Raw genomic sequence first — 22,927 nt, forward strand, 5'->3', positions numbered from 1 at the left:
TTGGCGGACAAACGACCGCTCGGCAGGCACGAACCCGTTCGATGTCATAGAACGCCCCGTCGACGTCCCGTGGTCTCGTCGTGTTAGTACCCTGTCGAATGCGGACGCGACGCTCTGCGTGGTCGGGAAGAAAAAACGGCGAAAAGTGCGGGGCGCGTGAACCCGGAACCGGGCTCAGTAGTTGAGATACACCGTCTTCGACGTCGTGAAGAAGTCGAGGCCGGCGTCACCCTGTTCGCGCCACGTCTCGCTCGACGACGACTTCATGCCGCCGAAGGGGACGTGGAGTTCGAGACCGGTCGTCTTCTCGTTGACCTTGACGACGCCGGCTTCGACGTCGTCGGCGAACTGATGGGCCTCGCTGAGGTCCTGTGTGACGATACTGGCGGAGAGGCCGTATTTCGTGTCGTTGGCGAGCGTCACCGCCTCTTCGTAGGAACTCGCGGGGATGACGCCCACGACCGGCCCGAAAATCTCCTCTTGTGCGATGCGCATCTCGCTGGATACGTCCGAGAAGACCGTCGGCTCGACGAAGTAGCCCGACTCGTGGCGCGGTGCTTCGGGGACGGACCCACCGGTTTCGAGGGTCGCACCCTCCGAGACGCCGACGTCGATGTAGTCCAGCGTGCCTTCGAGCTCGGATTTACTGACGTGCGGCCCCATGTCGTAGCCGTCCAGTGCCGGTCCGATGCTGATGTCCTCCGCGGCGGCCACGAGTTCGTCGACGAACTCGTCGTAGACGTCTTCGTGGACGATGGCTCGGGACGCCGCGGTACAGGCCTGTCCGGTCCCGCCGAACGCGCCGTCGGAGACGATTTCCGCGGCGGTGCCGACGTCGGCGCTCGGCATCACGACCGTCGGGTTCTTCCCGCCCATCTCGAGTTGGATGCGCTTGCCGTCCGCCGCGGCCGTCTCGCCGACCTGCTGTCCCACGACCGTGCTCCCGGTGAAGGAAATCGCGTCGATGTCGTCGTGGGTCGTGAGCGTGCCGCCGACCTCGCTGCCCGAGCCGGTGATGACGTTGAGCACGCCGTCCGGAAGGCCGGCTTCATCGAGGCACTTGGCCACTTCGTGTGCGACAGCGGGCGCTCGAGACGCGGGCTTGAGAACGACGGTGTTCCCGGTGACGAGCGCGGGCGCGAGCTTCCACGTCGGGATGGCGATGGGGTAGTTCCACGGCGTGATCAGCCCGACCGTGCCCAGCGGCTCGGTCTTAGTTTCGAGGCGCGTGTCCTGTGAACTCGAAGCTTTGACGTCGCCACCCAGGTCCAGCGCCTTCTCGGCGAAATAGTACAGGATACCGACGGCCCGGGCCACTTCGCCCGTCGCCTCGGGGAGCGCTTTTCCTTCCTCCCGAGCAAGGAGTTCTGCGACCTCGTCGGACCGGGATTCGAGACGCGACGCGGCGCGGCGGAGAATCGCACCGCGCTCGGGCGCTGGGGTGTCTTCCCACGCCGCTTGAGCCGCGACCGCGGCATCGACCGCGTCTCGGGTGTCGTCGGCCGTCGACGACGGGAACTCGCCGATTACGTCGTCCGGGTCCGCGGGGTTCCGCACCTCGAACGTCTCGCCTGATTCAGAGCCTGTCCACTTGCCGTTACAGTAGTTATTGAACACCGGCATCTACTCTCATTCACAGAACCCTCATTATAATATCTGTCGGTCTTGTCAATACGGGCGCCGTCGCGGTCGTTCGCGGTCGCCGTCTCTCTCCCGGGCTACGCCGGTGGTCTCGGAGTGGCGCGTACCGCTACTGGCTACTCGTTGGGACGTTGAGCACCGGCACTTCGGAACTGAGCATCACGCGCTGCGTGACGCTTCCGAACAGGGCCTTCCCCGTCGGCGACCTGCGTCGTCCCCCGACGACGATGTAGCGCGTGTCGACGCTGTCGGCGTACGTCGTGATTTGCTCCGCCGGGTCGCCGACGCGGACGACGTTCTCTATCTCCGCTGTCTCGTGTTCGAGTTCTCCGTTCGCCGCCGCCCGCTCGATAATCTCCGCTCCGACGCGTCTGACCTCGTGGTTCTCGGTGACTTCCTGCCCCTCGACCTCTTTTTCGAGGGTGTCAACGAGGTCCGTACGCTGGAGCACGTGAAGCGAGTGAAGCGGTTCGTCGAGGTCCGCGGCGAGAGCCGACGCCTTCGAGAGTACGGTCGCTGCTCGGTCCGAATCGTCGATTGCGGTCACGATTGCCATATCCTCCGTATAGAGGTCAGGTGACTAATTTCCTTGGGAGGCGGTATAGCCCTACGTCGCTCACTGCGCGAGCAGTATCACTGCGCCGACCGCCAGCGCGATGCCCGCGATTTTGACCTGACCGAGCGATTCCTCCAGGAAGACGACCGCGAGGAGCGTCGTTCCGAGGAGGTACATTCCGCTGATGCTCGTCGCAACGGCGGCGGAGCCCTGACTGAGCGCGATGTAGTAGCTGATCGTTCCGAGTCCGAGGAACAGTCCGCCCGCGAGTGCGAACCCGATTCCCCTTGTGGAGACGACGACCGGACCGCCGCGCCACAGGAGGTACGAGGCGGCTGCGGTGAGTCCAGCGACGTAGGTGTAGATGACGGCTTGCTCCGCCGGCAGTGACTTCGTTGCGACTTTGGCGAGAAACGCCCAGCCCGCGTAGAGCGCCATCGACCCGAACGCGAAGATAACTGTCTTCGACATAGCGTGCGTTACCCGTATGTCAGGGACAACCGGTATTGATTCTTTGGCTGTCCGTGACGGAACTCACCCGGAAGAAAGCCTGCCCACGTCCCTCTCTCCCTCCCGCTCGGCCTGCGTCCGAGGAACGCGTCGCTCGTCGGGTCAATCAGACCCCCTGGGGAGGTAGTACTCGCACGTTCTACAGACGAACTCGCTGTCGTGGTACGTCTCGACGGCGACGAGGGTTTCGTCGCAGTTTGGACATCGCATACGGGACCACGTCGTCTCGACAGTAGGTTAAATCTTTATACGACAAATGTCGAATCAAGAGGGACAGCGACCGATACTCTCGGCGCGTTCGCTTACGTGGACGTCGCGGCCTGCTTAGGCGGCGTCTGTTCTTCGGTCAGCTCGAAGCCGCGCGCTTCCATCATCTCGAAGTATCGGTCGGCGTCCATACCGCTGGTCTCGGTCACGAAGATGCCGTCCTTGTCCACGGCACCCTCGGCCATGAGCTGAAGCGTCACCGACAGCGGCACGCCGACGTAGCAGCCGTACTCCCGCATCATCGAGATTTCGTTGCCGTCGAAGAACGGGAACGGCTGTTCGAAGTGGTAGACCGCGGTCCCCGCTTCTCCGGCCGCCGTCCCCGTGACTTCCGACGAGAGAATCGTCTGTGGCGTCCACTCCGTCTCGCTGGAGAGTTCCTCGGGTGCCTGCCACTCGGCGTCTCGCTGTCGGCCGGCGCGCTTGACCTGCGACTGGGCGACTTCGAGGGGGTCGACGGTCCCGCCTTCGACCTCGATGGGGTCCGCGTCGAACGCGTCCATCGCGTGGAGCGTCCGCTCGTATTCGGTCCACTCGTCGTGCCAGACGCCGCGGGTGATGATTCGGTCGACGTTCGTCTCCTGTGCGATGGGTGCCTTCGGGAACGTGATGGGTTCGGGATGGGAGATGACGTACGTCTCCTGTTCCCCGATGGGGCCGGGGAACTCGAACGTCCGCTCCTGGGAGAACGGCGGGAGGTCGTTGATGACCTCTCCGTCTTCCCAGCGGGCCCGCTCGTCGACGTTCGGGTCGTGTTCGTAGGTGACGGTGTCGGTGAGGCCGGCGGTCGTCTGGCTGAGGAGCCGCCACATCCCCCAGTAGAAGTTCACGTCCTCGACGTCGTCGAACTCGTCGCAGCCGACCATGCCGAGCGCGATCGTGCTGACGAGGCCGCCGTTCGCGAACCACAGCGAACAGCCCGCCTCAGCGAACTCGTCGGACCGGCTGAGCACGGCGTCGAAGTCGAAGGCGTTCAGGTCGACACCGGTGAGGTCGCCGACCTCGACGATGGCGTCGAGGACGTTCTCTTCGAACTGGTACGGGAGTCCGTTCACCACGTACGCCGCGTCGTCGAGGACGCGGGCGATGTCGTCCGCGCTCGTCGCGTCCACGGGTTCGAACGTGACGCGGTCGTCGTCGATTAGTTCGACGAGCCGGCGGGCATTCTTCTCGTCGGCGTCCGCGACGACGATTTCGTCGAAGTCGCTGGTTCGGTACAGGTCGTACACGCAGGCGGAGGTCATCGCTCCGGAACCGCCAAGGACTACGGTCTTACCGCTCATAATACAGTAGGATATGCATGATTAACCGACTTAATTCTATGGGCTCTCACAGTACCTGTAATCATCTGATTTGCGGACATCAATCTCACCAACACTCACGTTCTCGATGGCACGGCGAGGCGTCCAAGAGGCTATACTACCTCGCTGGGATACTAGCTGTACGAACATCATGTCGAAAACAGCGCTCTTTGCGTTCGCGGCGATGGCGCTCTACGCGGGCTGGGCGTTTCTCGCCAAACTCCCGACACGAACCCTGCCACCGGAGCAGGCCGTCATCTACACGTACGTCGCCGGGCTCACCGCCGCGACCGGGTATCTCCTCTGGCAAGGCGGACCGGTCGTCGTTTCCACGAAGGGACCGGACTCGCACTCGCAGGCGGTCTCTTTCTCGGGTTAGGAACGATAACGTACTACATCGCCCTTCGGGAATTTTGTCGTGTCGAGCGTACCGGTCTCTTCGAATACGCGCTACGGTTCCACCACGATGTTCCCGACGTAATCGTTCCGGGCGAAGTGACGCTGTGCCTCGCGGACCTCAGAGAGCGGGTACGTCTCGGCGAGCACTGGTTCGATGTCGCCGTTCTCGATGTAGCGAACCAAGTCTCGGAACTCGCTTCGCGTCCCCATCGTCGACCCGACGACGTCGATTTGCTTCAGATACACCGTTCGGAGGTCGATTTCGGTGACGGGACCGGCGACAGCACCGGCGGTCACGAGGCTGCCGCCCGGTCGGAGCGCTTCGAGAAGCGCCTGGAACAACTCGCCACCGACGACGTCGGCCACGACGTCGACGTGCCCGTCTTCGGTCCAGTGTTCTATCGCTGACGGGACGTCCGCTTCGTCGCGTGCGATGACCGCGTCTGCACCCACCTCGCGAACCGCGTCCGATTTCCCGCTACTCGTCAGTCCGAGCACGCGTGCACCGCGTCGCCGTGCGAGTTGGACGAGTCCGGTCCCGACGCCTCCAGAGGCACCGGTGACGAGCACGTCGTCGCCAGCTCCGACGTTCGCGCGATTCAACATCCGTTCGGCCGTCACGTACGCCGTCGGGAACGTCGCGAGTTCAGGAGCAGAGAGGGAACTCTCTAGCTCGTGTGCGTTTTCGGCCGGAACGACCGAGTACTCCGCGTACCCTCCGTCGCGTTCGCTTCCGACGAGGTCCGCGTTCACAAGCGATTGGAACTCGCTGGGAGCGTCAGCGTAGAGCGCGTTATCCACGAGGACTCGCTCACCGATTCGGTCCTTCGAGACGTTCGGACCGACGTCGGCGATTGTCCCCGCGATGTCTCCTCCCTGGATGATCGGGAAATCGAGCCGCCCTTTCCAGCCGGCATCGTCGTCGCCGTATGCCGCCTCCCGAGTCCAGATGTCCGTGTTGTTCAGTCCACACGCTTCGACCTCGACGAGTACGTCATCGGAACCGGGCTGGGGCACCGGAACGTCTTTTCGGTACGCTAACTTCTCCAGCCCACCGTGTCCGGTGAGCAATACTGCGTTCATGGTCTCCGGTGCCATATTTAGGTTTCTTCCCAGGGCATCGGCTCGTCGTGGATCATCACGCTCGACTCGCGTGTGACGGTTCGCTCTTCCCGGGAGATGGCGTCGATTCGGGCGACGTCGTCCGCCGTGAGCTCTAGTTGTCGGGCGTCCCAGTTCGCCGCGACATGGTCGCCGGTCGCCTTCGGAACCACCGCGACTCGCTCTTTGCTCAACAACCAGGCCAGACTCACCTGTGCTGGGGTCACGTCGTGCTTCTCGGCGATGTCGATCAGAGCCGGCATCTCCATCACTTTCCCCCCGACGAGCGGACGATACGCGACCAGCCAGTAGTCGTGTTTCCGGGCGTGTTCGAGCAGGTGCTGCTGCTGTAAGAGCGGGTGCATCTCGACCTGATGGGCGAAGACGGGAACGTCGAGGACGTCCATCGCCTCGTCGAGCAAGGGTATCGAATAATTGCTGAGGCCGATGTTGTCGATGAGTCCCTGCTCGTACAGTTCCGTGAACGCCGCCATCGTCTCTTCGACGTCGTAGGCCTTCAGTGGATAGTGGACGTACAGCAGGTCGATGGTCTCGACGCCGAGCGCGTCCAGGCTCTCTTTCGTGCTTTCGAGCACGCGGTCGTAGCTGAGGTTGCTCGGCCGGACCTTCGTCGCGACGGTTATCTCTTCGCGCGGGACGTCCGACCGTTGGATAGCTTCACCGACGTATTTCTCGGTGTCGTACTGCTGTGCGGTGTCGACGTGCCGATAGCCGTGACCGAGCGCAGTGAGAACGCTGTCGACGCATCTCTGTCGCTGGTCAGGGTACCAGGTTCCGATACCCATCTCAAACGTGCTACTATGACTCACGACACCAACTACCAACGAGCGAGGTATAACGCTTTGCCCCTCGGAAGTACCTGACTCCGACCAGGTCGGGACCGAGGCGAAGTTTCTTTGCGGTTGCTTGACGAGGTGTGAGTATGACCGACAGTTCTGACACAGACCGCCCCGACGACGTTCCGCCGTGGTGGGACGAGAACGTGGAGATTCGCGAGGAGCTCGACCTCCCGGGCTACGACGCACCGAAGTTCGAAGACGACGTCTACGTCCACACGGTCGTCGAGGAGCTCGAAGCGAGCCACGGCTGCAACATCCGGCTCGTCGACCCGTCGCCGTCGAAACTGAGCACGTGGCAGATACGGCTCGACGGCGAACCAATCGAGTCGGTCCACCGGTCGCGCGACAGTAGCGCGAACACCGTCTTCTCTATCACGTCGTCGGCGTTCAAATCGCTCGTCGAGGACGCGGTCGCCGAGCGAGAGTGACCGCACGTCTCACTCGGCAATTTTAATTGCCATCGCCGTGGACCGGGACATAACACGCTGCAAGCAGAGCCTGAGACCGGTCGCTCGTCTCGTCACGCTCCGGGCGGAGTTCCTCCCGCGGTTCGGGCCGCCCCCTCGACCGTGCGAGCAGTTCGCTTACTCGCCCCCGATGGCGGCCGAGATTCACCGACGACCGAGACTCACTGACGACTCACCAGACACCATGACACACCCACACCAATGCTAGAGACGTTTCGCGGGTACAACGGCAGACAACTGAACCTCCACGCGCTCGGTATCGTCGTATCGCTCTCCGGTCTGCTCGTCGTCGCACCGATGCTCCCGGAGATCATCGACTACTTCGGGGTCAGCGCGGCCGAGGCAGGCGTGTCCATCTCGTTCATGTGGGCGTGCAACGCCGCCGCGCAGTTCCCCGGCGGTCGGTACTCCGACCGCCTCTCGGCCGGCGTCGTGTTGCTCGGCAGCCAGGGCGTGATGATTCTCGGATTCCTCGTCTTGGCGGCGGCGACGACGTTCCCGGTGTTCGTCGCGGGGCTCGGCCTCATCGGCGCGGGCTACGGGCTGTTCGAACCCGCCGGATTCGTCCTGCTGCAGACTCACTTCGAGGAGAACCGCGGGCGCGCTTTCGGTATCCGAGACGCGGCCGTCAACCTCGGAAGCGCGCTGTCGGCGGTGCTCGCGGTCGCCATCGTCGGGACGTTCTCGTGGCGGGACGCGTTCGTCCCGGTCGTCGTATTGCTGGTTCTCGTCGGGGTCGGGACCCACAGACTCAACCGCGGCGAGTACGCCGTCTCGCGCGTGGCGCTCGACCCCAAAGCGGTGTGCTCTCGGCTCTTTCGGGAGCGCGAGACGTACGCCGTCCTCGTTGTCATGTCCGTCTCGATGTTCCTCTGGCAGGGCAGCGCGAGTTTTCTCCCGGCGTATCTGCAGGCGGTGAAGTCGTTCTCGTCGTTCGAGGCGACGGTCGCCTTCGCGAGCATGTTCGTCGTCGGCATGGTGGTTACGCCCGTCGCCGGCGCGCTCAGCGACGCGTGGTCTCCCACCGGGATGGGCGTCACCGCGATGGGATTCGGTGTCGTCGGGCTCTCGACGCTCGTGCTCGTCGACTCCCCCATCGGCGTCGGGCTCGGACTCGTCGCCTACGCCGTCGCCATCACTGCCATCTGGCCGGTCATGTACGTCTATCTCAGCGACGTGCTGGCGACGGAGACGATCGGCGGCGACCTCGGCGTCCTCAGAACGGTGTACTTCGCCGTCGGCAGTCTCGGCCCCGCGTACATCGGGACCGCCGCCACGCGACTGGGCTACACGTCGGCGTTCGCGAGCCTGCTCGTCGGCTTCGGGCTCGCAGCGATACCGCTGGTGTGGCTCGGGCGACGCTGATTCGAACGGCTCGTCGGCTGTGTCGTGTCGCTGCCGACGATGCGGTGACAAGAGGGTACGAGGGGCAACCGTATCGGGGACTCGTTTGGCGGATGTCGGTTCAGGCCTCCGCGACTGCACCGCCGCTCTGCGTGGTCTGCGTGTTGAGGTTCCGCTCGGCGACGCCGAGAATGGTGTCGAGCGAAATCGCCAACACCGCGCCGGGAATCGCGCCGGCGAGAATCTGCGGCGTGTTGAACAGTTGGATGCCGGTGACGACCCAGTCGCCGAGCCCCCCGGCACCGATGAAGATGGCGAGGTACGCCGTTCCGACGTTCATCACGGTGCTGGTCCTGATGCCGGCGAAGATGACTGGGACGGCCAACGGGAGTTGGATTTGACGGAGGATTTCGCGGTCGGTCATGCCCATCCCTTCCGCCGCTCGGATGGTTCCCTCGTCGACGTCCTCGATGCCGGCGATGGTGTTCGTGATGATGGGCAACAGCGCGTACACCCACATCGCGAGCAACGCCGAGTTGAAGCCGATGCCGACGAACGGGAAGACGAGCGCGATGACGGCCAGCGGCGGGACCGTCTGGGAGATGTTCCCCGACGAGAGCACCCACGTCTTCGCTCGCTCGTTTCGCGTCGCGAGGATACCTGCCGTCACCGCGACGACTATCGCACCGACCTGCGCGACGAGCACCAAGATGAGATGCTCGCGCAGCAGGTCGACGAACGTGTCGAAGTTGTTGAGCAGGTAGTTCGTCGCCTCGACGAGCAGGTTACTCATGCGTGAGTTCCTCCCGCGTTGGTCCGTTACTGTGGCGGAGGTGTTTGAGGGTCACCGTCCCGACGACGCTGTCGTCTCGGACGACCGGGAGGTCGTCGCAGTCGGATTCGAGCAGCACCGAGAGCGCCGTCTCGGCGCTTTGCCCGGCGGTGACGTACGGCGGCGTTCCCGCGCCGTCCGCCGCGGCGGCTTCGAACTCCGGGCGCTCCCGAGCCAGTTCGGAGACGGACTTCCCCACGAGCGAGCCGTCCGTGTCCATGACGTCTTCGACCGGCAGCACCTGCAGTTTCTTCAGGCCGCGGTTCGACCCGATGAAGTCCTCGACGAACTCGTTCGCCGGGTTCTCGAGGATGTTCTCGGGCGTGTCGTACTGGACGACTTCGCCCACGTCGTAAATCGCGATTTTGTCACCCATCTTCAGCGCCTCGTCGATGTCGTGGGTGACGAACAGAATCGTGGTGTTGATCTGCTCTTGAATCTCGAGGAACTCGTCTTGGAGGTTGTCGCGGGTGATGGGGTCGAGCGCCCCGAACGGCTCGTCCATCAACATCAGGTCCGGGTCGGCCGCGAGGGCGCGGGCGACGCCGACGCGCTGGCGCTGGCCGCCGGACAGTTCCCGCGGGTAGTTCTCCCGGTACTGGTCCGGAGGAAGGTCCATGAGCGACAGGAGCTCGTCGACCCGGCTCTCGATGCGGTCTTCGTCCCAGCCTTTCAGCCGCGGGACCGTTCCCACGTTCTCCGCGACGGTCATGTGGTCGAACAGGCCGATGTCCTGGATGACGTAACCGATGCTTCGCCGAAGGCTCGTCTTCTCGACGTTCTGTACGTCTTCACCCTCGAACCGGACCGCTCCGTCGGTCGGGTCTTCGAGGCGGTTGACGAGCTTCATCGTGGTCGTCTTGCCGCAGCCCGACGGCCCGACGAGGACGGTCGTCGTCCCCGCTTCGACGCTGAAACTCACACCGTCGAGCGCCACTGTCTGCCCGTACTCTTTCCGAACGTTTTCGAACTCGATTGCGTGTTGACTCATGAGAGTATCCTCCAAATCGCGCGGGTCGGTCGTGCTTGGTCTATCTGCTCTCCGTTACGAAGTCTGAACAACTGCTCGCTGACCGCGAAGCAGTAATCGAACGCCAGCGTCAGCACCACCAGCACGACGGTCGTGACGACTATCATCGGGATATTACGCTCGCGGATGCCTTGGAAGATGAAATCCCCCAACCCGCCGGCTCCGACGAACGCCCCGATGGCGGCGACGCCGATGATGATGACGACTGCGTTCCGCAGTCCGGTCATGATGACCGGGAGCGCCATCGGGACCTGAATCTGTCGCAGGCGCTCGATACGGGTCATACCCAGCCCCCGTCCGGACTGGATGACCGCGTCGTCGACGCCGTTGAGCCCGACGTAGGTGTTCCTGACGAGCGGAAGCTGCGAGTACAACACCAGCGAGACGATGACCGGCGGTTCCCCGATTCCGAAGACGGGGATGAGCAGTCCGAACAGCGCGATGCTCGGCACCGTCATGGCGACGCCGGCGAGCCAGAGAACGACCGTGGCCGCGGTGTCGTTGAACGTTATCAGGACGCCGAGCGAGATACCGATGGGTATCGCGAGCAGCATCGAGATAGCGATGATATCGATGTGCTCCAGCGTCAACACGAGCAGGTCGCCGGCGTACCGGGAGACGAACGACTGGTACTCTCCGAGCGTGGAGTTTAACGTCACCGACGCGAGGGCGGTGAGAGCCGCTTCGAGGGATGTCGTTGATGGCATGTCAGATGAGTCCTTCGGAGCTCAGGTGGTCGCGAGCGATGCTCGCCGGGTCCCTGTCTTCCTCGCTGGCCTCGAGCGCCATCTGCTGCATCTTCTCGGTGGTGACGCTCGGTGCCACCTCGTCCAGCGTCTCCTTGACGACGGGGTTCTCCTCGACGGCAGCCTGCTGTATCATGGGGACGATCCAGTACTTCGAGAAGTGACCCTTGTCGTCATCGAGGATGCGCAGGTCGTACTTGTATATCTGCGGCTGCGTCTGCCAGCCCGAAGTCGCGACGGCCTGGCCGTCGTTGAGAATCTGGTAGTTCAGGCCGCCGTATCCGACCTTCCGGAGCTTCACTTCGTCCCACGCGGACTGCTCGATGCCGTAGTCATCGATGAGGGCGGGGAGACCGTCCTCTCGTTCCGCGTATTCCGTGTAGGACACGAACGTCATGTCCGTGTTCCCGTCGTTGACGTACGAGGCGAAGTCGCTGATCGTTTCGATGCCGTGTTCGCTCGCCCAATCGGGGCGGGCGACGATGGTCCACGACGCGTCAGCCCCCGTGGGTTCCGTCAGCGTCAGTCCCCACTCTTCTTCGGCGGCGCTCTTCGACTCGCTGTATATCTGCTCCCCGTCGGGAATGACGTTCGATTTCCCGAGAATCTGGTGCCAGAGCGTTCCGGTGTACGTCCAGTAGCAGTCGATTTCGTCGTTCTTGAGCGCGTTGAAACACTGGGAGGTGCCGCCGAGCCCCGTCTCGTCGTTGACCGTCAGGTCGGTGTTCTCCCGGAGGGCGGCAATCGCCATGTGCCCGAGAATCTCCTGTTCCGCGAACTGCTTCGAACCGATGGTGATGCTGTCGCCGCTGCCGCCGCCGTCTACGATACTGGAACAGCCCGCCATGCTTGCGATACCGATTGCTCCCGCTGACTGAAGGAACGCTCTCCTACTGTTGTGCATGATTCATCCTGATGAACTTGCCCGGAGATATTTATAATTTATCCTCAGACAGTTTTTGCCGCCCGAACTGGGCGAACCCTGCGCGTCTTAGATGATGGACGCACGCACATTCAAAAATAGCATCTAACCAACATTAACATCCGCTCTCGCTCTCCCGTCCAGCGGATCGGAGCAGCGCCGGACGACCTCGGAAGCCGGTCTCGCGGGAGCGGGTTCGCTCACGACCGCAATCCCGCCTCTCCGAGCGACTGAGTAGCGTGCTGCTCCGTGCTCACCCATTCGGGGTCGCGCCGTCGTCCTTCGCAGGTTGTTATGGGACGCTCCGCTGTCGTCTCGAAAACGCCTAGAACGTCTCGTGTTCCTCGTAGGCGTCGAACGCCCCGACACCCTCTTCGAGGGCGGCCCGGACCGCGTCTTCGGACGACGCCATCTCGTGGGCGTCCTCGGCGACGTCCTCAGCGATTTCCTGGGGAACGACGACGACGCCGTCTCCGTCGCCGACGACGATGTCGCCGGGTGAGACTTCGACCCCGCCGACCACGGCGTCGGTGCCCCAGTCGAGCAGTTCCCAGCGGAAGATACAGTCTACGGGGGTCGTGTACCGATTGAACACGGGGAAGCCGCGCTCTCGGATGACGCTCGTGTCGCGGACGCCGCCGTCGATGACGGCACCGGCCACGCCCGACGGTTGGAGCGAGGTCACTTCGAGCTCGCCGAGGTGGGCCGAGTTCGTGTCGTTGGTGTCGTAGATCATGACGCCGTCTTTGGGAACGTCCTCGTGCATCTCGAGGAAGCGCCTGAGTACCTCGTCGGCGTTGACGCTTCGGTTCGGTCGCCCGACGATGGGGAACGCGCTTCCGACCACGGTCATGCCGTCGTCGAGCGGCGTGAGTTCGGGGTCGAGCGTCTGCTCTTCGTACCCGTACTCGTGCATCACGTCTGCCACCGCCGGCGTGTACAGGTCTTCGTATTTGGCGAGCAGTTCCTTGTCGACTTGTCGTTTTCTTTCTGTAGTGGATTGATTGCTCATCGGTTTGGGTTGGTGTGGTGTGGTTGGGGGGTGTGGTGTTCGGATAGCGATTACAGCGTGACGACGACGTAGCCGGACTCGTTGCGAACGGGAATTGACCGGAGTTTACAGCCGTCGTCGACGAGGCAGTCGCCGGTCGTAGCGTCGAACTCCCAGCCGTGCCACGGACAGCTGAGAATCTCTCCTTCTCGGCACCACTCGAGCTCGGTCGTGAGCGTGTCCCGGTCGTGTTCCGCTTCGACGGTTCCGCTCACCATCCCCTCACAGAGGGGGCCGCCCTGGTGAGCACACCAGTTCGGGTAGGCGTACAGCTCGCCGTCGATGTTGAACACGCCGATCTCCTTCCCGTTCAGGAGCGCGATGACGCGTTCGCCGTCGGTGAGTTCGTCGGACCGCGCGACGACGTGTTCGTCGTCGTCGAGCGGAAGATTCTGTGCGTTCTTGCTCATGAGACGTCGATGTCGAAGACTTCTGCCGAGTTTCCGTACAACACCTTGTTACGGTCCTCCTCGGAGAAGTTACCGAGGTATTTCAGCAGCGCTTCCGTGTTGTCGATGTCGAAGTGGGGGTGGTCCGTCGCGAACATGAGCACGTCGCCGCCCCACATCTCCACGAGCTGTTGCATCATGACCGGGTCGTTCGGCTCGTCGAGCGGTTGCGTGGCGAAGTAGAACTGGTCGCGAACGTACTCCTCCGGCGTCTTCTCAAGCAGCGGGACCTCGCTCCGGCGCTGCTTGTACTCCCGGTTTAGACGGAAGATGAGCGAGAGCCACGCGATTCCCGCCTCCTGGAACACGAAGTCGACCCCGGGGAACTTCGCCGGCGTCCCGTTCTCGAAGAGGCTCGTCAGCGTCAGGAACTGGGAGTAGACGTGTGCGAGCGCGTGGTTCGCCATGTACGTCTGCAGTTCGTGCTGGAGCGTGGGGAAGTCGAGGGCGAGTCCCGGAGCCGCCGCCCCGTGGAAGACGACGGGAAGGTCGTTATCCTCCGCCGCGCGGTAGATGGGGTCGTACTTCTCGTCGCCGAGTGGCGTCTTCGTCCCGGTCGAGTTCAGGAACACGCCGCAGATCTGGTCTTCCTTGGCGAATCGGTCGATTTCCTCCGCGGCGGCCGACGGGTCGTGTGGGACGACCGACGCCAGGCCGTGGAAGTTGTCATGTCCGTCGAGGAAGCGCTCGACGAGCACTTTGTTGGCTGCCTCGTTGAGCGCTACCGCCTTGTCGGTCTGCCGGACCATGTTGAGCTCCGGCAGCATGTTGACGATGGGGTAGTCGACGTGGAACTCCCGCGACAGGACGTCGTCGATGTCCTCTTTCGGCTCCGTGACCTGCATCAGCTCCGTCGGGAGTTTCCCGCTCAGGTCGCGGTTGTAGTTGTCCGTCGGGTACATCCCGTCGTACGAGGACGTCCCCGGTTGCAGGTAGTACTCGATTTCCCGCTTGTACGGGTCGTCGAGGTGCTTCAGCAGGTCCCGTTGAATCTCCTCGTTTCTGAAGGACGTGTGGACGTCCATGTCGATGACCGGCACTTCCTTGAGCTGGTCTGCGAGGGGGTTTGACCTGGCTTGCTCACTACGTTCGGCGAGTCGCTTGCGTTGGTCAGCCATACGATTCCAATGTTGGATACAATCGTTATAAATGTTCTCCTCAGACAGAGTGCCGGAGATGAATCGAAATATTTTGTCACACGAAACAGGACTGATTCCGGGTGATTAGTACGTTCCCTCGGTTCGCGTGATGTTGAGACTGATAACGTTCGCCGCACTCTTGACGGCCTCCGCGAGGGTTTCGCGGTAGTACTCTCCGGTGAATTTCATCGCTGGCCCGGAGACGCTGATTGCACCGAGCGCGCGGTCGTCCTTGTCGAGAATCGGGGACGCAACGCACCGAAGCCCCTTTTCGTACTCCTCGAGGTCCAACGCGAGTTGGCGTTCGCGAACCGTTTCGAGGCTTTCTTCGAGCTCCGCGCGGTCCGTGATAGTGTTTTGAGTGTATCTCGTCAGGCCGTGGACGTCCTCGAATTCGTCTAACACCGAGTCCGGCGAAAAGGCGAGTATCGCCTTTCCCGTCGCGGAGCAGTGGAGGTCGTGGTACTCGCCGGCGGCCGTCGAAAATCGCACTTCATGTTCGCTCTGTGTCCGATAGAGATAGACGCCGCGGCCGTGTTCTACGGTCGATAAGTTGGTTAACTCCCCCGTCTCGTTGGCGACTTTGTCCGCTTCCGGGCGACCGAACGAGAACAGCGGCCCGCGGTTTCGTGCGACCTCCCCGAGTCTGAGGAACCGTAGCCCCAGATAGTACCGGTCTCCGTCCTTAACGATGAACCCCTGCTGACGGAGCGTACTGAGGTGGTTGTGGACCGTGCTTTTGGTGATTCCCGTCTCGTCGGCGATGTCTTGGATGCGCCCTCCGCCCAGTTCCTCCAGTCCGTTGAGGATTTCGAGCAACGTCAAATCGGAGTTGATGGGATTTTTGGCTTTGTGTGTCATATGCTAGCGTCGGTTTCGTGGGGACTTTATTGTTTCGCATCACGAAATCGAACGTATCGTGTTCTGAGACACCGGCTCGAACTACGCTTGCGTACGACTGTGTTCGTCCTGAGGCGAGCAATCTAAGCGGGATCCGGTTTGAAGTTTCTGTAAATCGTCCCGCCTGCCAGCGCGCCCGTTTTATCACACGAAACGCGGGGTTCGCTATCCACTCTCGACACCTTCCGACGAGTGCTGTCGGACCGAAGTCGCGTTACGAGTTACTGCCGCGGTGGATAACCGCGTGGCTACTCGCAGCAGCCGAGATTTAGATTACAGTAGTACTGGTGTAATCTCTGACCACCGTCTATCTCGCACACGTCCTGTACTGCCCCGATACCATGGCGCGAGACTTCACGGGTCGTTGCGTGATTCCTCACTGGTGTACCGAGGTTCTCGTAATATATAGGAAATAAATTCATTCTGCAAAATTTATAGATTCTCCGTGTGACGAGTTCTTCGTACTGAGATTTCAGAACTATTCAGTCTTCAATAACGATTTACAAATCGTCTATAACAGGTTAGAATTCTCTAACTTAACATTTTTCTACAGTATTGTAGACAAATATGGTTTGAATAGCGGAAATATACTTCTGTAACAAAGTTGTCTCTCATCTACTACTTGTTCGCTCGCTATTCGATTTAACTCGCAAAGATAGCAGCGAGCGTCCTGTTTGCGTGCGCTCATTGCTAATCTCTCACTGTTGTTCGAGTTCGGAGTCTCGTCGGCGACCTACTAGTAAGTTATTATTGATATCTTATATATCCTAGTTCATTTCAATATTGTATACTTATCTACCCAGCCAGTGATTCGCATCACGGTCGGCGTCTTGCCGTGTGAAAATTAAGTCGTGACGGCCGCCGGCTGACCGCCGTCGATTTCAGAGCCGAGTACCACTTCATTTATATCACGCGGAAGGCACTTACAACGTATCTCCGACCGACGCATGACGCTCTCTACTTCCTCCCATCTCACTCGGACTCGACAGGCGCTCGTCGTACTCGTCGTGGCGGCGCTTTTCGTCCCCCTCGTCGGCCCGGTCGCGGCCGTCGAAAACGAGACCAGCACGACGTTCGTGGAATCGGACATCGCCGCGGACACGACGTGGACGCCGGAGGATGGCCCCTACCGAATCATCCAGAGCGTCCACGTCGACCCCGGGACGACGCTGACGATACGACCCGGAACCGACGTTCAGCTCGCCGAGGGAATCACGCTCTCCGTCGACGGCTCGCTCGTCGTCGACGGCACAGCGGACCGACCGGTAACGGTTTCACGGTCCGCGGGTGCCGCGGCCGACCGCCGGTGGGCGAGCATCCGCTACAACGGGACGAGCGAGTCCCGGCTCGTCGTGCGCAATACGACCCTACAGGGCGGGACGAGCGGCGTCACCGTGGCCCGCGCAGACGGTTCGATTACGATTACCGACTCGACGTTCCGGGACTTCTCGAAGGCCGGGCTGTCGGTCGGCGACACCGCGTCGACGCCCCGGATTACCATCGAGCGGTCGACGTTCCGACGCATCGACGGGCACGCGGTTCGGGCGACGCCCCTGACGGGCGCGACCGGCGAGACCTCGATTACGGCGTCACCCACGGAGCGCGATGAGCGGTCGAACCACACGCTGTCGCTCGATGCCGGCGTCGGCGTGACCTTCGACACGATAGAACTCCGGTACGCCGACGCCGGATCCGTCGACGACGTCGACGCGGAGAGCATCGCCCGCATCGGTCTCGACAGCAACCGAAACGGAACGATAGAGCGGTCGTTCGACTCGTTCGTCACGGACGTCTCGGCGCGGGACGGTCGCGTGCGAATCTCGCTGTCGAGGCCGGTCAACATTCCGAGCGACGGCCGACTCCTCGCGGAGTACGGCGACGTGGTCAACCCGGAGACGCGCGGAATCTACCCCGTTGCGGTCGACCTCCGGAACTCGGGGATTCCGCAACTCTCGGACGGCGTTCGGGGCTCGCTCGTCGTCGGAAACGTCACGTCGCCGGTCGACGAGCGCGCCGCGTCCACGACGCGCGTGCGACAACTCACCGTTCGCGAGTCGACGTTCCGCGATATCAACGGGAGCGGTGTCTTCGCCGCCGCCGACAGCGTCGACCGGCTCTGGGTGTTGAACAGCGATATCTCGGCGACTGCGGGGAGCGGAATTGCGGTTCGCGCGGCTCGGAGCGATTCGACGTTGTTGAACAACGAAATCACCGCGGATGACGCCGGCATCCAACTCGACGCTCGCGACGAGACGACGGCGAGCGTGGTCGGAAACGAGGTTCGCAGCGCTCAGACTGGCATCCGTATCCGCCAGTCGGGGACCCAACTCCCCCGGCCGGGTGCGGTTACCATCCGTGACAACACGCTCGCGGACAACGTCGGTCACGGCGTCGACCTCACCGCTCGCAGTCTCGAACTGAATCTGCAACTCACCGACAACGCGATTCGCGGTAACGGCGGGGACGCCGTCCACGTCAACAACTGGCTGACGCGGGGAAGCGACGTTCGCGGGAACCGCCTCGTCGAGAACGGCGGCGACGGCTTCGCCCTCGATGGGACCGTCGTGTCGGGTCTCACACTGGCGGACAACGCTGTCCGGGACAACGGAGGAGCGGGACTGGAGCTCCGGACGGGAGCGGCGGCACGCGAGGTCGCCGTCCGGAATAACACCGTCCGCGATAACGGGGGTCACGCCGTTTCGGTCCGCTCGGACCTGATTATTCACCGGACGAACGTCAGCGAGAACCGACTGGCGAACAACGCCGGCGCGGGGCTGCTCGTCGCCAGCCCGATAACGCACCGCGGCGAGCTTTCGGTCGCCAACAACACTATCGCCGCCAACTCCTACGGCGTCGTCGTCCGCGGGGTCGTCGAGACCGACGTCCGGGACAACGACATCGTGTTCAACACGAACGCCTTTGCGGACCCGGTTCCCGTTTCGAGGGTGACGCCGGGAACGGGGGTGTACGTCGCGGAGGGGGCGTCCGGTGCGATCATCAACCAGGCTGAGTCGACGGTTCCGCTGGAAGAACTCGTCGCCAATCCCGAGTTGACACAGCGGCTCACGGTCGCTCGGCTCTGGGACGACACGGTCGTCGTCCTACGGACGGACGGCGAGAGCGAGACGCGGAGCGCGGAAGCCAGCGCCCTGACGATTCGTCGCGTGAGCGGCGCGCTTCCGACCGGCATCGGGGTCCAAACGGCCGGCGAGGGAACCAGGACCCACCACGTCGTCAACAACAGTATCTACGGCCAAGACCGCGGTCTGACGGTCGATATCGAGCGGCTGATCAGCGCGAACGCGACCGCCCGAATCGTGGTGGACCCGATTCGCACCGTCGACGCCGAGTCCAACTACTGGGGCGCTGCCAGCGGTCCGTATCACTCGTCGATTCTCCCGTCCGGAGAGGGGAACCCCGTCGTCACCGAGCGCGGCTGGGTCGATTTCACTCCGTTCCGAACCGCGGCACCCGAGGAGTTGTACACTCGGCCGACTGCCCGAATCGACGCCCCGGCGACAGCGACCGCCGCGGACGACCTCCGACTGTCCGGGGCCGGCTCGACGAGCGACACCTCCCCAGTCGGTCGCTATCACTTCTTCGTGAACGGGACCGAGCGGGTGCAATCGACCCCCGAACTCAGCGTCACGATGAGCGAGCAGCCCCTCGACGTCGGGTTAGCCGTCGAGAGCCGACTCGGTATCGACAGCGACACCGTCACGGCGACGATTGGTGTCGCGGCGCCCGAAGCGACTCCATCGGTGACGACGGCGGCCTCGCCGAACACGGCGGGGGCGACGACCACGTCTCAGTCGCCGACGAACGATTCGACCGACGACGGGTTCCTCGGCGGACTGGCCTCGATGTGGGGGCTTCTCGGAAGCGGGCTCTACGTGGGTGCGCTGGGTCTCGGCGGCTACGGGATGGCGCTGACGCTTCAGCGTCGGTCGCCCCCGGTGAGCGGCCTTCGAATACAACTGTTGGCGGGCGCGGCCGTCCTCGTCTGGCTCGTCGGCGGCCTCGTCGGCACCGCTTCGCTGATCGGCGTCGGTCTCGCCGCGGGTGTCACGTGGGCCGGACTCACCGGCGTCGCGTACGTCTTGGCGATGCGAGGATGAACGCGGCCAACGCGCCCCACGACGACCGCGGCGGGGAGAGTCCCACCACGCCACGGCGTATCGTGACGTTCGGCCCCGCGGCAGCAGGCGTGTCACGCTGTGGTTCTGTCGCGTGTCCTACCTCAATCAGTGCAAAACCGGAATAGAAGCGGTCGTTTTAGTGTGTGAATTGAACAATTCTGTCGGCCGAACTCTCGATGTATTGTTGTGGATGATAATATTCGAATGTAACCTGTGTCTATTTGTGATTTCTAACCCCACAAACTCGGAATATAATATGGGTAATGTAAATAACTCGAGTATTTTAGATTATTCTGGGTGCGTGGTAATGCTCAGATATAGAACTATGCTAAGATTAGTCTGAATCAGTCACCAATCCTCTAAGAGAGCGAGCCCACCGGCCGAGCGCGGTGAATACACTCCACGCCATCGACCATCGTGACCCACACGGCAAAAGGAATATAACCGTAATTCTCTTCGGTACAAGCATGCGAACCTGCGAGCTCACAGCTGTTAGTGAATTCACACTTGTCGAGCGAGACCTCCCGACAATCGCCCCCGACGAAGTTCTGGTTCGAATCGACCGCGTCGGCATCTGCGGGTCCGACTTACACTACTACCAACACGGGGAAAACGGGGGCAACGTCGTCGAGTTCCCCCACGTCCTCGGTCACGAGGCCGCCGGTACCGTCGTCGAGGTTGGCGACGGGGTCTCCCGCATCGGTCCCGACGACCGCGTGGCAATCGAACCCGGTCTCCCGTGCGGAGAGTGCGGGTACTGCGCCGGCGACGACACCTACCACCTCTGTGAGGATATGGAGTACATGTCTTCGCCGCCGGTCGAGGGCGCGCTGACCGAGTACGTCGCGTGGCCCGCCGAATACCTGTACGCGCTTCCGGACTCGGTGTCGCTCCGCGAAGGGGCGCTCGCGGAACCGCTGAGCGTCGCGATGCACGCCTGTCAGCGCGGCGGCGTCTCCGACGGGGACACGGTGTTGGTCACCGGCGGCGGCCCCATCGGTCAGCTCGTCTCGGAAGTCGCGATGGCCCGCGGGGCCGAGACGGTCGTCCTGACCGACGTCGTCCCCGAAAAGCTCGCACTGGCCGAGTCCCGCGGCGTCGACTACGCGGTCGACGTGACGGAGTCCGACCCCGTCGAGACGATTCGCGAACACGTCGACGAACGCGGCGTCGACGTGGTCCTCGAGAGTTCCGGCTTCGGCGGCGCCATCGAGACGACGACCGAGGCCGTCAAACGCGGCGGCACCGTCGTCTTCGTCGGTATCCCCCTCGAACCCGAGTTCCCCACCGACATCGTCGAGACCATCGGGCAAGAGTACGACCTGAAGGGGTCGTTCAGATTCAGTAACACGTACCCGAAGGCCATCGAGGGAATCGAGACGGGTCGGTTCGACGTCGACAGTATCGTGACCTTCGAGTCGTCGTTCGAGGACACGCAGGCCGCGTTTGACCGCGCAGCCGAGCCCGAAGAAGTAAAAGGCGTAATCCGCGTCAGCGACGCGCTATAACGCGTTGTCGTTGTAGCCGCCGTCGACGGTGATGACCGCGCCCGTCGTGAACGACGCCGCGTCGCTGGCGAGGTAGACGGCCGCGCCCGCGATTTCGTCCGGCGTCGCGACGCGTTCCATCGGCGTTCCCTCGTCTATCTTCTTTCGCAGTTCGGTTCCCTCGTTGAAGCCGTCGCCCGCGAGCGGGGTATTGACGAACCCCGGCTCGATTGCGTTGACGCGCACGTCGGGCGCGAGGTCGGCCGCCGCGGCGCGCGTGAGCCCGTTCACGCCGCTCTTCGCGGCGCAGTAGGCCGGGCGCTCCTCGCGGGCCTGCCGTGCTGACATCGAGGAGATGTTCACGATGCTCCCGGACTCCATCTCGCGGCCGAAGACGCGGCACGCCCGAAAGACGCCCGTCAGGTTCACGTCGATGTCTTGACTCCACTGGTCGTCGCTCATCTCCGAGACGGACGCTCTCGCGACCGACCCCGCCGAGTTCACGAGGATGTCGACGTCTCCGATGGCGTCGCTGGCGACCTCGTAGAGGTTCTCTATCGACTCGTCGTCTCGGACGTCACACGTCACCTCGGCGGTCTTCGCGCCGCGGTCGCGGAGCTCCTCGGCGGTCTCCTCGACGGCGTCCGCGCTGCGACTCGTCGCCACAACGTCGGCACCGTCGTCGGCGAAGGCGAGCGCGATGGCCCGACCGATGCCGCTCGTGCCGCCGATGACGACCGCAGCGCTATCCGATACGGTAACCGTGGGTGATGTCTCCACCATATCCGATTCCACCGACTACGACATGCTAACTCTTGCGGTCGACAGACGAACTCGCGAAGCGAATCGCTCCCGGACCGTCATCTACGCGCCGGCGGTAGCCGTTGTAAAAAGAAATTGGAGCGCCGCTCAGGCGAGCCCTATCGCGCGCGGCAGCCAGAGGACGAGCTCCGGGAAGACGATAATCGACAGGAGGGTCAATAGAAGCGGCAGGTAGAACGGGACCATGTGCCGAGTAATCCGTTCGAGCGAGACGCCGGTGACGGCGTTGAGCACGAACAGGATGACGCCGAACGGCGGCGTGAGCAGGCCGATCATCAGCGTGACGATCATCACGACGCCGAAGTGAATCGGGCTGATAGCGGTCTGCTCGACGATGGGGAGGAACACCGGTGTGAGGATGGTTATCGCCGCAATCGTCTCCAACATCAGTCCGACGATGAACAGAACGCCCGCGATGAGCAACATGAGCACGAGCGGGTCGGTCGAGACGCCCGTGATGGCCTGTGCGATTACCCGGTACGAGCGCATGACCGCCTTCACGCGCTTGCCGCCGCCTTCGCTTTCGTTAGGTGCCATGGTTCGCCTTTCGGAGCGGGACAGATGAATTCTACTGATGGTGGAAACGTCCCACGAAGTCGGGAGCGACCGCAACCGACGCCGTCGCACGCGGGTTTGCCCTCGCTGCCGTCGTACCGATACCGTGGGGTGGCTCTCTGGTGATTGACGAATGTTCATAATTAATCCAAATCGGTGAGTGATTCGATACGTGAGGTTCGATTCCCGTTCAATTAGTCACGTGTGCCCACGCGGCACACCGAGAACAGAGGCGCTCGTCCGCGTCACTTGACTCTACTATTAGTAGAATCGCGATCCGTCGCGAACAACAGGCTCTGTCGCCGATTCCCGTTTCGGACGGGTTCACCAGCACGAAACGAGCCGACGGGGCACGCGAGCTCCGCCGCTCGCGTCCCGGCTACATGCGGTCCCTGTGATGTTGCTTCGG

At 62.8% G+C, this 22,927-nt stretch carries 21 protein-coding genes; 5 read left to right on the forward strand and 16 right to left on the reverse strand.

Annotated features, from left to right (window positions below):
- Positions 1–174 precede the first annotated feature (174 nt).
- The 4 genes from C5C07_RS15860 to C5C07_RS15875 all read right to left on the reverse strand — a co-directional run bounded on the left by C5C07_RS15860 (position 175) and on the right by C5C07_RS15875 (position 4,257).
- Positions 175–1,623 (reverse strand): aldehyde dehydrogenase family protein, encoded by a 1,449-nt coding sequence (locus C5C07_RS15860; protein ID WP_115805523.1) that lies wholly within the window; start codon positions 1,621–1,623, stop codon positions 175–177.
- Positions 1,624–1,750: 127 nt separating this feature from the next.
- Positions 1,751–2,197 (reverse strand): universal stress protein, encoded by a 447-nt coding sequence (locus C5C07_RS15865; protein WP_004971912.1) that lies wholly within the window; start codon positions 2,195–2,197, stop codon positions 1,751–1,753.
- A 60-nt stretch (positions 2,198–2,257) separates the two neighbouring features.
- Positions 2,258–2,668, reverse strand: coding sequence for an EamA family transporter (locus C5C07_RS15870; RefSeq protein WP_004971910.1), 411 nt, complete (start codon positions 2,666–2,668; stop codon positions 2,258–2,260).
- Between the two features lie 341 nt (positions 2,669–3,009).
- The gene (locus C5C07_RS15875) at positions 3,010–4,257 is read right to left on the reverse strand and encodes a saccharopine dehydrogenase family protein (protein WP_115805524.1); all 1,248 of its coding nucleotides are present in this window, start codon (positions 4,255–4,257) and stop codon (positions 3,010–3,012) included.
- 169 nt (positions 4,258–4,426) lie between these two features.
- Here C5C07_RS15875 and C5C07_RS15880 point away from each other — a divergent pair, with 169 nt between their 5' ends.
- A complete protein-coding gene (locus tag C5C07_RS15880; protein WP_004971905.1) occupies positions 4,427–4,654 on the forward strand; it encodes a hypothetical protein in 228 nt (75 codons plus the stop codon).
- A gap of 71 nt (positions 4,655–4,725) precedes the next feature.
- Here the strand turns inward: C5C07_RS15880 and C5C07_RS15885 are convergent, their stop codons facing one another.
- Complete coding sequence (locus tag C5C07_RS15885; protein WP_049904898.1) at positions 4,726–5,772, reverse strand: zinc-binding dehydrogenase; 1,047 nt, start codon at positions 5,770–5,772, stop codon at positions 4,726–4,728.
- 2 nt (positions 5,773–5,774) lie between these two features.
- On the reverse strand, positions 5,775–6,581 hold the full coding sequence (locus C5C07_RS15890) for an aldo/keto reductase (protein WP_004971900.1): 807 nt from the start codon (positions 6,579–6,581) through the stop codon (positions 5,775–5,777).
- A gap of 137 nt (positions 6,582–6,718) precedes the next feature.
- On the opposite strand from C5C07_RS15890, the gene C5C07_RS15895 reads away from it, so the two are divergent.
- On the forward strand, positions 6,719–7,063 hold the full coding sequence (locus C5C07_RS15895) for a hypothetical protein (RefSeq protein WP_115805525.1): 345 nt from the start codon (positions 6,719–6,721) through the stop codon (positions 7,061–7,063).
- A gap of 240 nt (positions 7,064–7,303) precedes the next feature.
- Positions 7,304–8,467 (forward strand): MFS transporter, encoded by a 1,164-nt coding sequence (locus C5C07_RS15900; protein WP_004971896.1) that lies wholly within the window; start codon positions 7,304–7,306, stop codon positions 8,465–8,467.
- A gap of 100 nt (positions 8,468–8,567) precedes the next feature.
- Here C5C07_RS15900 and C5C07_RS15905 read toward each other — a convergent pair whose 3' ends face one another.
- The 8 genes from C5C07_RS15905 to C5C07_RS15940 all read right to left on the reverse strand — a co-directional run bounded on the left by C5C07_RS15905 (position 8,568) and on the right by C5C07_RS15940 (position 15,476).
- The gene (locus tag C5C07_RS15905) at positions 8,568–9,239 is read right to left on the reverse strand and encodes an ABC transporter permease (protein ID WP_004971894.1); all 672 of its coding nucleotides are present in this window, start codon (positions 9,237–9,239) and stop codon (positions 8,568–8,570) included.
- Positions 9,232–10,269, reverse strand: a complete 1,038-nt coding sequence (locus tag C5C07_RS15910) for an ABC transporter ATP-binding protein (RefSeq protein WP_004971892.1) — start codon at positions 10,267–10,269, stop codon at positions 9,232–9,234. The genes C5C07_RS15905 and C5C07_RS15910 overlap by 8 nt, the downstream gene beginning before the upstream one ends.
- The gene (locus C5C07_RS15915; protein WP_004971890.1) at positions 10,266–11,015 is read right to left on the reverse strand and encodes an ABC transporter permease; all 750 of its coding nucleotides are present in this window, start codon (positions 11,013–11,015) and stop codon (positions 10,266–10,268) included. The genes C5C07_RS15910 and C5C07_RS15915 overlap by 4 nt, the downstream gene beginning before the upstream one ends.
- A 1-nt stretch (position 11,016) precedes the next feature.
- Entirely contained in the window at positions 11,017–11,958 is a 942-nt protein-coding gene (locus C5C07_RS15920) for a glycine betaine ABC transporter substrate-binding protein (protein WP_081605172.1), read from the reverse strand.
- Between the two features lie 343 nt (positions 11,959–12,301).
- Positions 12,302–12,988: an RraA family protein gene (locus tag C5C07_RS15925; RefSeq protein ID WP_081605171.1), complete on the reverse strand. Its 687-nt coding sequence runs from the start codon at positions 12,986–12,988 to the stop codon at positions 12,302–12,304.
- Positions 12,989–13,038: 50 nt separating this feature from the next.
- Positions 13,039–13,437 (reverse strand): Rieske (2Fe-2S) protein, encoded by a 399-nt coding sequence (locus tag C5C07_RS15930; RefSeq protein WP_004971883.1) that lies wholly within the window; start codon positions 13,435–13,437, stop codon positions 13,039–13,041.
- A complete protein-coding gene (locus C5C07_RS15935; protein WP_049904896.1) occupies positions 13,434–14,594 on the reverse strand; it encodes an amidohydrolase family protein in 1,161 nt (386 codons plus the stop codon). Before C5C07_RS15935 ends, C5C07_RS15930 begins: the two co-directional genes overlap by 4 nt.
- 105 nt (positions 14,595–14,699) lie before the next feature.
- Complete coding sequence (locus tag C5C07_RS15940; protein WP_004971879.1) at positions 14,700–15,476, reverse strand: IclR family transcriptional regulator; 777 nt, start codon at positions 15,474–15,476, stop codon at positions 14,700–14,702.
- Between the two features lie 986 nt (positions 15,477–16,462).
- Between C5C07_RS15940 and C5C07_RS15945 the strand changes: the two genes are divergently transcribed.
- Entirely contained in the window at positions 16,463–19,633 is a 3,171-nt protein-coding gene (locus C5C07_RS15945; RefSeq protein WP_115805526.1) for a right-handed parallel beta-helix repeat-containing protein, read from the forward strand.
- Between the two features lie 488 nt (positions 19,634–20,121).
- Entirely contained in the window at positions 20,122–21,162 is a 1,041-nt protein-coding gene (locus C5C07_RS15950) for an NAD(P)-dependent alcohol dehydrogenase (RefSeq protein WP_115805527.1), read from the forward strand.
- On the opposite strand, the gene C5C07_RS15955 is transcribed toward C5C07_RS15950, so the two are convergent.
- Together C5C07_RS15955 and C5C07_RS15960 are read right to left on the reverse strand one after the other, a co-directional pair.
- A complete protein-coding gene (locus C5C07_RS15955; RefSeq protein WP_008096802.1) occupies positions 21,157–21,924 on the reverse strand; it encodes an SDR family NAD(P)-dependent oxidoreductase in 768 nt (255 codons plus the stop codon). The two genes, C5C07_RS15950 and C5C07_RS15955, sit on opposite strands and share 6 nt — an antisense overlap.
- 126 nt (positions 21,925–22,050) lie before the next feature.
- Positions 22,051–22,500: a TRAP transporter large permease subunit gene (locus C5C07_RS15960; RefSeq protein WP_233510414.1), complete on the reverse strand. Its 450-nt coding sequence runs from the start codon at positions 22,498–22,500 to the stop codon at positions 22,051–22,053.
- Positions 22,501–22,927 lie beyond the last annotated feature (427 nt).

The organism is Haloferax sp. Atlit-4N (genome assembly GCF_003383025.1).
Lineage (GTDB): Archaea > Halobacteriota > Halobacteria > Halobacteriales > Haloferacaceae > Haloferax > Haloferax gibbonsii.

Excerpts from the sequence above, each read along its gene's own strand:
- C5C07_RS15860 (WP_115805523.1), bottom strand. The coding sequence starts at position 1,623 with ATGCCGGTGTTCAATAACTACTGTAACGGCAAGTGGACAGGCTCTGAA.
- C5C07_RS15865 (WP_004971912.1), bottom strand. The coding sequence starts at position 2,197 with ATGGCAATCGTGACCGCAATCGACGATTCGGACCGAGCAGCGACCGTA.
- C5C07_RS15870 (WP_004971910.1), bottom strand. The coding sequence starts at position 2,668 with ATGTCGAAGACAGTTATCTTCGCGTTCGGGTCGATGGCGCTCTACGCG.
- C5C07_RS15875 (WP_115805524.1), bottom strand. The coding sequence starts at position 4,257 with ATGAGCGGTAAGACCGTAGTCCTTGGCGGTTCCGGAGCGATGACCTCC.
- C5C07_RS15880 (WP_004971905.1), top strand. The coding sequence starts at position 4,427 with ATGTCGAAAACAGCGCTCTTTGCGTTCGCGGCGATGGCGCTCTACGCG.
- C5C07_RS15885 (WP_049904898.1), bottom strand. The coding sequence starts at position 5,772 with ATGGCACCGGAGACCATGAACGCAGTATTGCTCACCGGACACGGTGGG.
- C5C07_RS15890 (WP_004971900.1), bottom strand. The coding sequence starts at position 6,581 with ATGGGTATCGGAACCTGGTACCCTGACCAGCGACAGAGATGCGTCGAC.
- C5C07_RS15895 (WP_115805525.1), top strand. The coding sequence starts at position 6,719 with ATGACCGACAGTTCTGACACAGACCGCCCCGACGACGTTCCGCCGTGG.
- C5C07_RS15900 (WP_004971896.1), top strand. The coding sequence starts at position 7,304 with ATGCTAGAGACGTTTCGCGGGTACAACGGCAGACAACTGAACCTCCAC.
- C5C07_RS15905 (WP_004971894.1), bottom strand. The coding sequence starts at position 9,239 with ATGAGTAACCTGCTCGTCGAGGCGACGAACTACCTGCTCAACAACTTC.
- C5C07_RS15910 (WP_004971892.1), bottom strand. The coding sequence starts at position 10,269 with ATGAGTCAACACGCAATCGAGTTCGAAAACGTTCGGAAAGAGTACGGG.
- C5C07_RS15915 (WP_004971890.1), bottom strand. The coding sequence starts at position 11,015 with ATGCCATCAACGACATCCCTCGAAGCGGCTCTCACCGCCCTCGCGTCG.
- C5C07_RS15920 (WP_081605172.1), bottom strand. The coding sequence starts at position 11,958 with ATGCACAACAGTAGGAGAGCGTTCCTTCAGTCAGCGGGAGCAATCGGT.
- C5C07_RS15925 (WP_081605171.1), bottom strand. The coding sequence starts at position 12,988 with ATGAGCAATCAATCCACTACAGAAAGAAAACGACAAGTCGACAAGGAA.
- C5C07_RS15930 (WP_004971883.1), bottom strand. The coding sequence starts at position 13,437 with ATGAGCAAGAACGCACAGAATCTTCCGCTCGACGACGACGAACACGTC.
- C5C07_RS15935 (WP_049904896.1), bottom strand. The coding sequence starts at position 14,594 with ATGGCTGACCAACGCAAGCGACTCGCCGAACGTAGTGAGCAAGCCAGG.
- C5C07_RS15940 (WP_004971879.1), bottom strand. The coding sequence starts at position 15,476 with ATGACACACAAAGCCAAAAATCCCATCAACTCCGATTTGACGTTGCTC.
- C5C07_RS15945 (WP_115805526.1), top strand. The coding sequence starts at position 16,463 with ATGACGCTCTCTACTTCCTCCCATCTCACTCGGACTCGACAGGCGCTC.
- C5C07_RS15950 (WP_115805527.1), top strand. The coding sequence starts at position 20,122 with ATGCGAACCTGCGAGCTCACAGCTGTTAGTGAATTCACACTTGTCGAG.
- C5C07_RS15955 (WP_008096802.1), bottom strand. The coding sequence starts at position 21,924 with ATGGTGGAGACATCACCCACGGTTACCGTATCGGATAGCGCTGCGGTC.
- C5C07_RS15960 (WP_233510414.1), bottom strand. The coding sequence starts at position 22,500 with ATGGCACCTAACGAAAGCGAAGGCGGCGGCAAGCGCGTGAAGGCGGTC.